The organism is Pseudomonas sp. K5002 (assembly GCF_013386655.1).
Taxonomy (GTDB): domain Bacteria; phylum Pseudomonadota; class Gammaproteobacteria; order Pseudomonadales; family Pseudomonadaceae; genus Aquipseudomonas.
On record NZ_JACARK010000399.1, the window covers coordinates 1 to 9,735 of the forward strand.

General features: G+C 61.8%; 9 protein-coding genes. 5 read left to right on the forward strand and 4 right to left on the reverse strand.

From position 1 onward, the window contains the following. Both epsC and betT read left to right on the forward strand, forming a co-directional pair. Window positions 1-843: serine O-acetyltransferase EpsC (epsC, locus tag HX846_RS18640; RefSeq protein WP_178965871.1), on the forward strand; the 843-nt coding region annotated here is incomplete at its 5' end. 449 nt (window positions 844-1,292) lie between these two features. Then, window positions 1,293-3,254 (forward strand): choline transporter BetT, encoded by a 1,962-nt coding sequence (gene betT, locus HX846_RS18645; RefSeq protein WP_003211865.1) that lies wholly within the window; start codon window positions 1,293-1,295, stop codon window positions 3,252-3,254. 3 nt (window positions 3,255-3,257) lie between these two features. Here betT and HX846_RS18650 read toward each other — a convergent pair whose 3' ends face one another. Beyond that, window positions 3,258-3,506 carry a hypothetical protein gene (locus HX846_RS18650; protein ID WP_003211868.1) on the reverse strand — a complete coding sequence of 83 codons (249 nt, stop codon included), beginning with the start codon at window positions 3,504-3,506 and terminating at the stop codon, window positions 3,258-3,260. Between the two features lie 177 nt (window positions 3,507-3,683). After that, entirely contained in the window at window positions 3,684-4,415 is a 732-nt protein-coding gene (locus HX846_RS18655) for an SDR family oxidoreductase (protein ID WP_008435807.1), read from the reverse strand. Window positions 4,416-4,534: 119 nt separating this feature from the next. Between HX846_RS18655 and HX846_RS18660 the strand changes: the two genes are divergently transcribed. From HX846_RS18660 to mgrA, 3 genes are all read left to right on the forward strand, one after another. Continuing rightward, entirely contained in the window at window positions 4,535-5,425 is an 891-nt protein-coding gene (locus HX846_RS18660; protein WP_177122237.1) for a LysR family transcriptional regulator, read from the forward strand. Window positions 5,426-5,586: 161 nt separating this feature from the next. Beyond that, on the forward strand, window positions 5,587-6,915 hold the full coding sequence (locus HX846_RS18665; RefSeq protein WP_080673292.1) for an OprD family outer membrane porin: 1,329 nt from the start codon (window positions 5,587-5,589) through the stop codon (window positions 6,913-6,915). Between the two features lie 109 nt (window positions 6,916-7,024). Then, on the forward strand, window positions 7,025-8,062 hold the full coding sequence (mgrA, locus tag HX846_RS18670; protein ID WP_003211877.1) for an L-glyceraldehyde 3-phosphate reductase: 1,038 nt from the start codon (window positions 7,025-7,027) through the stop codon (window positions 8,060-8,062). A 147-nt stretch (window positions 8,063-8,209) separates the two neighbouring features. On the opposite strand, the gene tauD is transcribed toward mgrA, so the two are convergent. Beyond that, entirely contained in the window at window positions 8,210-9,046 is an 837-nt protein-coding gene (gene tauD / locus HX846_RS18675) for a taurine dioxygenase (RefSeq protein ID WP_177081397.1), read from the reverse strand. Between the two features lie 21 nt (window positions 9,047-9,067). After that, the coding region (locus HX846_RS18680; protein WP_178965872.1) for an ABC transporter permease subunit at window positions 9,068-9,735 on the reverse strand (668 nt) is incomplete at its 5' end.

A 9,735-nucleotide genomic window follows, 5' to 3' on the forward strand; every position in this document is an offset into this window, starting at 1 on the left:
GGCCGGGTCAGCGGCGAGCAGGGCGGGCGCGAGCTGCCTTCACGGGAAGCCGTGGCGCAGATTCTCGAGGCGTTGTGTGGTGCGCTGTTCCCCATGCGTCTGGGGCCGGTGGACCTGCGTGAAGAAAGTGAAGACTTCTACGTCGGCCATACCCTGGATGTGGCGCTGAATGCATTGCTCGCCCAGGCGCGCCTGGAGCTGCGATATGCCGCGCGGCAAGGTGGCCAGGATGACAGTGAAGTCGACGCCCATGCCATCCACCTGATCCAGGATTTCGCCCTGGCGTTGCCAGGCTTGCGCAGCCTGTTGGACACCGACGTGCTCGCCGCCTACCACGGCGACCCAGCGGCGCGCAGCGTGGATGAAGTGCTGTTGTGCTACCCGGGGATTTTGGCGGTGATTCACCATCGCCTGGCGCACCACTTGTATCGGGCAGGCTTGCCGTTGCTGGCGCGCATCAGCGCGGAAATCGCGCATTCGGCGACCGGGATTGATATTCACCCGGGCGCGCAGATCGGCCCGAGCTTCTTTATCGACCACGGGACGGGTGTGGTGATTGGCGAGACGGCGATCATCGGCGAGCGGGTACGGATCTACCAGGCCGTGACATTGGGCGCCAAGCGTTTCCCGGCGGATGAGGATGGGCAATTGCAGAAAGGCCATCCGCGGCATCCGATTGTCGAGGATGACGTGGTGATCTACGCCGGGGCGACGATCCTGGGGCGGATTACCATCGGCAAGGGCTCGACCATTGGCGGCAATGTGTGGCTGACGCGCAGTGTGCCGGCGGGGGCGAACCTGACCCAGGCGAATCTGCAGCATGATGATGGGACGCAGAAATAGAGCAGCGCCCTCTCTAACGATCACACAGATCCAATGTGGGAGCGGGCTTGCTCGCGAATGCGGTGTATCAGTCGCCAGAAGTGTTGGCTGACACGCCGCATTCGCGAGCAAGCCCGCTCCCACATTTTGTCTGCATTCCAAATTTGAGCCGCACTACTCAAATTCGAGCCGTATTTCACTCAGCAATCGCTGAACGTTTCGTCATCCCCATACGTCATACCTTTCCTTGAGCTAGTGTAGGAAACACCTACCACTCAGCCCTGCGATTAGTCCTCAAACCCCTATCCATGTTTAACTTGACTGTTCGTTCAAGTTAAATCGGTGGTTCGCTGCCCGCTCACAACAGGAGGCTTACCTTTGCTGAGTCCGTTTTTTACAGCCACATCCCATACCCTTGAGGTGCGCCCTACATGAGTGCATCGTCCACACCTTCCAGCGGTCTGGTCCGCATGAACCCGCCGGTGTTTTACTTCGCCGCGAGCTTCATCCTGCTGTTCGGCCTGACCGTCATCGCGATTCCCGAACAAGCCGGCGCATGGCTGCTGGCCGCACAAAACTGGGCGGCCAACACGGTCGGCTGGTACTACATGCTGGCGATGACCCTGTATCTGGTCTTCGTGGTGGTCACCGCGTTATCGGGCTACGGCAAGATCAAACTCGGTGCCGACCACGACGAGCCCGAATTCAGTTACCTGTCCTGGGCCGGCATGCTGTTCGCCGCCGGGATCAGCATCACGCTGTTTTTCTTCTGCGTGTCCGAACCCCTGACTCACCTGGTGCAACCGCCCCAGGGCGAGGCCCTGAACGGTGACGCGGCGCGCCAGGCCATGCAGATCCTGTTTCTGCACTGGGGCCTGCATGGCTGGGGCGTGTTCGCCTTCGTCGGCATGGCCCTGGCGTACTTCGCCTACCGGCATAACCTGCCGCTGGCGTTGCGCTCGGCGCTGTACCCGCTGATCGGCAAGCGCATCAACGGCCCCATCGGTTATGCGGTGGACGGCTTCGGCATCATCGCCACGGTGTTCGGCCTCGGCGCCGACATGGGCTTTGGCGTGTTGCACCTCAACTCCGGGCTCGATTACCTGTTCGGCGTGGCCCACACCCAGTGGATCCAGGTCGGCCTCATCACCTTGATGATGGGCGCGGCGATCCTGGTGGCGGTCTCCGGTGTCGATAAAGGCGTGCGGGTGATGTCCGACATCAACATGCTGCTGGCCTGTGCGCTGCTGCTGTTCGTGTTGTTCGCCGGCCCTACCCAGCACTTGCTCAACACCCTGATCCAGAACATCGGCGACTACCTCGGCGCCTTGCCGACCAAGAGTTTCGACCTCTACGCCTACGACAAACCGAGCGACTGGCTGGGCGGCTGGACCGTGTTCTATTGGGCCTGGTGGATCGCATGGTCGCCGTTCGTGGGCCTGTTTATCGCGCGCATTTCCCGCGGTCGTACCATCCGTGAATTCGTGTTCGGCGTGCTGTTGATCCCGCTGGGCTTCACCCTGGCGTGGATGTCGATCTTCGGCAACAGCGCCATCGACCAGGTGCTCAACCACGGCCTCACGGCGCTGGGACAGTCGGCCATTGATGACCCGTCGATGAGCCTCTACCTGCTGCTGGAAACCTACCCGTGGAGCAAGACGGTGATCGCGGTCACGGTGTTTATCAGCTTCGTGTTCTTCGTCACCTCGGCCGACTCCGGCACGGTGGTGCTCTCGACCTTGTCGGCCAAAGGCGGCAACGCCGATGAAGACGGGCCGAAGTGGCTGCGGGTGTTCTGGGGCGCGATGACCGCGTTGGTGACCAGCGCGCTGCTGTTTGCCGGCAGCATCGACTCGCTCAAGTCGGCCGTGGTCCTGACCTCGCTGCCGTTCTCGATGATCCTGCTGCTGATGATGTGGGGGCTGCACAAGGCGTTCTACCTTGAGTCGCAGAAGCAGATTGCGCAGATGCATTCCCTCGCGCCGGTATCGGGCTCACGCAAGGGCACGGGCGGTTGGCGCCAGCGCCTGAGCCAGGCGGTGCATTTCCCGTCACGGGATGAGGTGTACCGTTTCCTCGAGACCACAGTGCGCCCGGCCATCGAAGAAGTGACGGCGGTGTTTGTCGAAAAAGGCCTCAACGTGGTCACCCAGCCTGACCCGGCCAATGACAGCGTCAGCCTGGAGATCGGCCACGGCGAGCAGCACCCGTTTGTGTATCAGGTACAGATGCGCGGCTATTTCACCCCGTCATTCGCACGGGGCGGCATGGGTTCCAAGCAGCTTAACAACCGCCGCTACTACCGGGCGGAAGTGCACTTGAGCGAGGGCAGTCAGGACTACGACTTGGTGGGCTACACCAAGGAGCAGATCATCAACGACATCCTCGACCAGTACGAACGGCACATGCAGTTCCTGCACCTGGTTCGTTAAGGCTCAGGCCCTGATAAACAGGGCCAGTGCCACCAACGGCGCACCGAATACCCCGCTGCCGATCACCAGCTCCGAGACCAGGGGCTGGCCGGCAGTGACCACACCTACCGCGCCGTTCACCACCGACACCACCAGCCAGATCCCGACAAAGCTGTAGGCCAGAATGTGCCGGCTGACGCCCAGCTTTTGGCCGATGAACAGCATCAGCGCGAGGAGGATCAGGCCGGCGGTGATGACGAGGGCGGTGTGCATATCTGAAGTCTCCTGATACCCGCTGATTTTCCGTGAACAGCAAACCTGTGGCGAGGGAGCTTGCTCCCGCTGGGCTGCGCAGCGGCCCCAAAAAAGATGGGAGCGCTGCGCACTCCAGCGGGAGCAAGCTCCCTCGCCACAATATTAGTGCGTCGTAAAGTGAGTGCTGCGTGGCCTTCAGACCAAACCACCATTGGCCCGCAGGATTTGCCCGTTCACCCAACCACCGGCCGGGCTAACCAGGAACGCCACCACGCGGGCGATATCTTCCGGTTGGCCCAGGCGTTCCAGGGGTGCCATCTTGGCCAGGCCCTGGATCTGCTCTTCGCTTTTGCCATGCAGGAACAGTTCGGTCGCCACCGGGCCCGGGGCAACGGCGTTGACGGTGATGCGCCGGCCGCGCATTTCCTTGGCGAACACCTGGGTCAGGGATTCCACCGCCGCCTTGCTGGCGATGTACACCGCATAACCGGGGAAGTTGAGGCCGACGGTGCTGCTGGAGAAATTGACGATGCGCCCGCCGTCGTTCAGGCGGGTGGCGGCTTCACGCAGGGCGTTGAAGGTGCCGCGGGTATGGATGTCGAAGTTCTGGTTGTAGAGCTCATCGCTGTGTTGGGCCAGCGGCAGCACCTTGAGGATCCCGGCGTTGTTGATCAGCACATCAACCTTGCCCAGCTGGGCTTCGGTCTCGTCGAACAGGCGCTTGACGTCGGCGGCGCTGGCCACGTCGCCCTGGATCGCTATGGCTTGGTGGCCGGCCTGGCGCAACTCCACTACCAGCCTTGACGCTTCGGTGGCGCTGTTGGCGTAGTTGATGGCGACGGCATAACCGTCGGCAGCCAGTTGTCTGGCAACCACGGCGCCGATGCCGCGTGAGGCGCCGGTAACGATAGCAACTTGGGTAGTCATGATCTGGTTTCCTTGGGGGAGTGGTTGGGTGTGGAAGCAGATTCACATGTTTACCCAGGCCGATAAATGCGCCAGAGTTGCCTTGACTGTTCAAGAATCGCCAACAATGGAGACGCGCCGTGGACCAGGTCAAAGCGATGAAAGTGTTCGTGAGGATTTACGAACGCAGCAGCTTCACGCTGGCGGCCGATGACCTGAACCTGCCGCGCGCTACCCTGACCCACACCCTCAACCAGTTCGAGGCCTGGCTCGGCACGCGCCTGCTGGAACGCAGCACCCGCCGCGTCCGCCCGACCCTCGATGGCGAGGCCTATTACCTGCGCTGTGTGCAACTGCTGGCGGAGCTGGAAGAGGCGGAACTGGCCTTCCGTTCGGTGGCCCCCAAGGGCCGCCTGCGGGTGGATTTGCACGGCACCCTGGCCAAGTACTTCGTGATCCCGGCGCTGCCGCAATTCATGGCGCGCTACCCGGAAATCGAGCTGTCCATCAGCGAGGCGGACCGCTTCGTCGACCTGATCGCCGAAGGCGTGGATTGTGTGCTGCGGGCGGGCACCCTGGGGGATTCGGCGTTGATCGGTCGCCGGGTTGCGACGCTGCGCCAGGTGACCTGCGCGAGCCCGGCCTACCTGCGCAAATACGGCGAGCCGAAGCGCCTCGCCGACCTGGGCGAGCATCGTGCGGTGAACTATGTTTCACGCACCACCGCGAAGCTGTTCCCCTTCGAATTCATGGTCGACGGCCAGGTGCAGGAAGTGACGATCGAGGGGGCGCTGTCGGTGTTCGGCGCAGAGATTTATGCCGCCAGCGCAGTCGCCGGACTGGGCATTATCCAGTGCCCGCACTACCGCATCGCCGAGCTGATCGACCAGGGCGTGATGCAGGAAATCCTCATTGATACACCACCGCCGCCCATGCCGGTTTCGGTGCTCTACCCGCAAAACCGACACATGTCGCCGAGGGTGCGAGTGTTCGTCGATTGGCTCGCCGAAATCTTCGCCACTGCCCGCTAACCCGCGTCTTTACTGGGTTTCTTAAATTTAATTTCATCCGGGTAAAGGGTGTTTTGACTCCGAACTGTCACATGGCCATCGCCTAATTGTGTGAAGCGTTTGACGCTTTCATTTCAGAACAGTGACGGAGACCGGTACCAATGAAGACGTTATTAAGCCCCATGGTGGGTGCCGCCATGGCGAGCTTTATGCTGTCCGCCCACGCCGATTTTATCGATGACAGCCACGCCGACGTGACCCTGCTCAACCGCTACCTCAACCAGCAGGGGCGGGATGTGGTGAACAGCAATAACAAGGCCCACAGCATCCGTGATTGGGGCCAGGGTTTTGAGTTCAACTTCAAGTCCGGCTACACCGATGGGCCGGTGGGCTTTGGCCTGGACCTGCAGGCGTTCTACGGTTTGAAACTGGACTCCGGCGGCGACCTCAATGACAAGGATCACCAGGGCCGCTACCCCGGCAGCATGTTCCCGCTGGATAACGGCAAGTCGGCCGACCAGTTCGGCGTGCTCAGCCCGACCTTCAAGATGCGCTTCGCCCAGGATGAATTGCGCGTCGGTACGCTGTACGGCAACAACCCGGTGCTGGCCAACACCGACGGCCGCCTGTACCAGCAGACCAACACCGGCGTGCAGTTGGTTTCCAAGGACTTGACCGACTTCACCTTTACCGCCGGTGACATCCTCAAGACCAAGATCCGCAACGAAACCGGCGACCAGGGCATGATCACCGCCGGCGGCACCAAAGAGAGCGATCGCTTCCTCTACGGCGGCGCGGACTACAAAGGTTTGCCGGACACCACCGTCAGCCTGTGGTACTCCAACCTTGAGGATTACTACCAGCAGTTCTTCCTCGGTGCCAAGCGTCATGACGCCTTGCCTGTCGGCGCGATCGACACCGACGTGCGCCTGTACCGCAGCCTGGGTGTGGGTGAAAACGCCGCGGGCGACAAAGACTATTCCGCTGCGGGTCTCTACGGCGATGGCACCTCCAAGGGCCGCATCAACCAGTCCACCGTCAGCCTGTTGGAAAGCTACAGCCTGGACGGCCATACCGTCGGCCTGGGCATCCAGAAAAACAGCGGCGACAGCGACTTCCCGTACCTGGATTCCGGCCTGAACAGCGGTGCCAGCAACCAGGGCCCGGGCTCGGGCGCCGACACCCCGGCACTCACCAACATGCAACTGAACAAATTCCAGCATGCCGGCGAGCGCACCTGGCTGGCGCAGTATAAATATGACTTCGGCAAACTCGGCCTTAACGGCCTGACCTTCGCCACGTCCTACGCACACGGTGATGACATCCGCACCACCCAAGGCACTACGAGCGAATGGGAACGTAACGTCACCGTGGCTTACCAGGTGCCCACCGGCACCCTCAAAGGCCTGGGCGTGACCTGGCGAAATGCCCACGCCAGCCCGGATATCACCGGTGCCACGGTGCAAGATGAAAACCGCTTCTATGTAAGCTACGTCGTTCCACTCTGGTAGGACTTTGCTGTAAAAGGGATAGGCAGACTTAAGCGATTCAGCTGCTTAAAAGGCCCGGGAATATGCTTATTCCCGGGCCTTATTTGCCCCAAGTCCAAGAGAGGATTCGATGACTTACATTGCTGCCGAAAACCGCTATGAATCTATTCCTTACCGCCGCGTAGGTCGCAGCGGACTGGTGCTGCCGGCACTGTCCCTGGGGCTGTGGCACAACTTTGGCGACAGCACCCCGATCGACACCCAGCGCGCCTTGCTGCGCACCGCGTTCGACCTGGGTATCAACCACTTCGACCTGGCCAACAACTACGGCCCTCCATACGGCAGCGCCGAGATCAACTTCGGTCGTTTGCTGCGGGAAGACTTCAAGCATTACCGCGATGAACTGATCATCTCCAGCAAGGCGGGCTGGGACATGTGGCCGGGCCCTTATGGCCAGGGCGGCGGTTCGCGCAAGTACGTGCTGGCGAGCCTCGACCAGAGCCTGCAACGCCTGGGCGTCGATTACGTGGACATCTTCTATTCCCACCGTTTTGATGCCGACACCCCGCTGGAAGAAACCGCCAGCGCACTGGCCACCGCCGTGCAACAGGGCAAGGCGTTGTACATCGGGATCTCGTCCTACTCCGGCGTGAAAACCCGGGAAATTGCGGCGCTGCTCCAGGAGTGGAAAGTCCCGCTGTTGATCCACCAGCCGGCCTACAACCTGCTCAACCGCTGGGTGGAAAAAGACCTGCTGGACGTCACCGAAGAACTCGGTGCCGGGGTGATCGCGTTCACGCCATTGGCCCAGGGCCTGCTGACCGACAAATACCTCAACGGCGTACCGGCGGATGCGCGGGTCAATCGCCCGGGGGGTGGTTCGTTGCAGGCCAAGCACTTGTCCGAGGCCAACATCGCCCACGCCCGCGCGCTGAATGAAATTGCCAAGCGCCGTGGCCAGAGCCTGGCGCAGATGGCGTTGGCGTGGACGTTGCGTGATCCACGGGTCACCAGCGCCCTGATCGGCGCGAGCCGGCCGGAGCAGATCATTGAAAACGTCGGTGCGTTGCAGAACCTGAGCTTCAGCGCGCAGGAACTGGCGGAGATTGATCGGTTTGCCCAGGAAGGCGGGATTAACTTGTGGGAGAAGCCGTCTACGGCTGAATAAGCGGTAGAGCCCGATTCCGGCATCAACCTCTACCCAATGTGGGAGCGGGCTTGCTCGCGAAAGCGGAGTGTCAGTCACTGGATGTGTCGACTGATTCACCGCTTTCGCGAGCAAGCCCGCTCCCACATTTGATTTGTGGTGTGCCTGCTAGAACGGCACATCTCCAAGAATCGTCGCCCGATGCATCACCCGCCGCTGCGGCCGGTAATCATCCACCGCGTAATGCTGGGTCACGCGGTTATCCCAGAACGCCACGTCATTTTCCTGCCAACGCCAGCGAATGGTGAATTCCGGCCGTGTTGCATGGGCAAACAGCAGCTTCAACACCACGTCGCTTTCCGCCGGCTCCAGTTCGTTGATCTTGCTGGTGAACCCCTCGCTGACGAACAGCGACTTACGCCCGCTCACCGGGTGCGTACGAATCACCGGGTGAGACAGCGGCGGGTTCTTGCGCCGGGCTTCTTCCCAGCGCGCCAAATCTTCCGGCGTGTTGCCGTAACGCTCCAGCGGGAAGGAGCGGGTGAAGTCATGGGTTGCCGTCAAACCGTCCAACAGCTTCTTGAACGGCTCGGACAACGCCTCATACGCGGCAATCCCGCTGGCCCACAACGTATCGCCACCAAACTCCGGCAGCAGCTTGGCGCTCAGTACCGCACCGAGGGCCGGGGTGGGCAGGAAGGTCACGTCGGTGTGCCAGATGGCGTTGTCGCGCACGTCGGTCACGGCGGTGTCGAGGATCAGCACTTCAGGCTGCTCCGGCACGTTGGGGTAGATCGGGTGAATGTGCAGGTCGCCGAAATTCGCCGCGAACCGCGCCTGTTGCTGCGGGTTGATTGGCTGGTTACGGAAGAACAGCACCGAATGCTTGAGCAGCGCCTGTTCGATGGCGTCGCGGTCTTCAATCTTCAACGGTTGGGTGATGTCGACGCCACTGATCTGGGCGCCAAGGGCGGTGCTGAGAGGTGTTACGGTCAGGCTGCTCATGGGATTCTCGTCGAAAATTTTTCAGTGTGCCTGGCCATGCCACGGCACCAATTTGCGCTGCAGGGCACGCAAGCCCATTTCCATGGCGAAGGCGATCAGCGCGATCACCAGAATCCCCAGCACCACTACGTCGGTGACCAGGAATTGCGCGGCGGACTGCACCATGAAGCCCAGGCCGCTGGTGGCCGCGATCAATTCTGCGGCTACCAGGGTCGACCAACCCACGCCCAGGCCAATCCGCACGCCGGTGAGGATGTCGGGCAGGGCGCTCGGCAGGATCACATGGCGAATCAGTTGTGCCCGGGTAGCGCCCAACGACTGCGCAGCGCGCAGTTTGGCCGGGTCGACGGTACGTACGCCGGTGGCGGTCGCGATGGCAATCGGCGCGAAAATCGCCAGGTAGATCAGCAGTACTTTGGACAGCTCGCCGATGCCGCACCAGATCACGATCAGCGGCAGGTAGGCCAGTGGTGGAATCGGCCGGTAGAACTCGATCAGCGGGTCGAGAATGCCCCGGGCGATGCGGTTGGAACCGATGGCAATCCCCACCGGCACGGCGGTCAGCACGGCAAAGCCGAGGCCCAGGCCGATGCGCTTGAGGCTCGCGCCCAGGTGCTGCCACAGGGTGGAATCCATGTAGCCGGTGGTCGCCAGCAGCCAGCCTTTTTGCAGCACGGCCGAAGGCGGTG

Excerpts from the sequence above, each read along its gene's own strand:
- tauD (WP_177081397.1), bottom strand. The coding sequence starts at position 9,046 with ATGAGCAGCCTGACCGTAACACCTCTCAGCACCGCCCTTGGCGCCCAG.
- HX846_RS18665 (WP_080673292.1), top strand. The coding sequence starts at position 5,587 with ATGGTGGGTGCCGCCATGGCGAGCTTTATGCTGTCCGCCCACGCCGAT.
- betT (WP_003211865.1), top strand. The coding sequence starts at position 1,293 with ATGAACCCGCCGGTGTTTTACTTCGCCGCGAGCTTCATCCTGCTGTTC.
- HX846_RS18650 (WP_003211868.1), bottom strand. The coding sequence starts at position 3,506 with ATGCACACCGCCCTCGTCATCACCGCCGGCCTGATCCTCCTCGCGCTG.
- mgrA (WP_003211877.1), top strand. The coding sequence starts at position 7,025 with ATGACTTACATTGCTGCCGAAAACCGCTATGAATCTATTCCTTACCGC.
- HX846_RS18655 (WP_008435807.1), bottom strand. The coding sequence starts at position 4,415 with ATGACTACCCAAGTTGCTATCGTTACCGGCGCCTCACGCGGCATCGGC.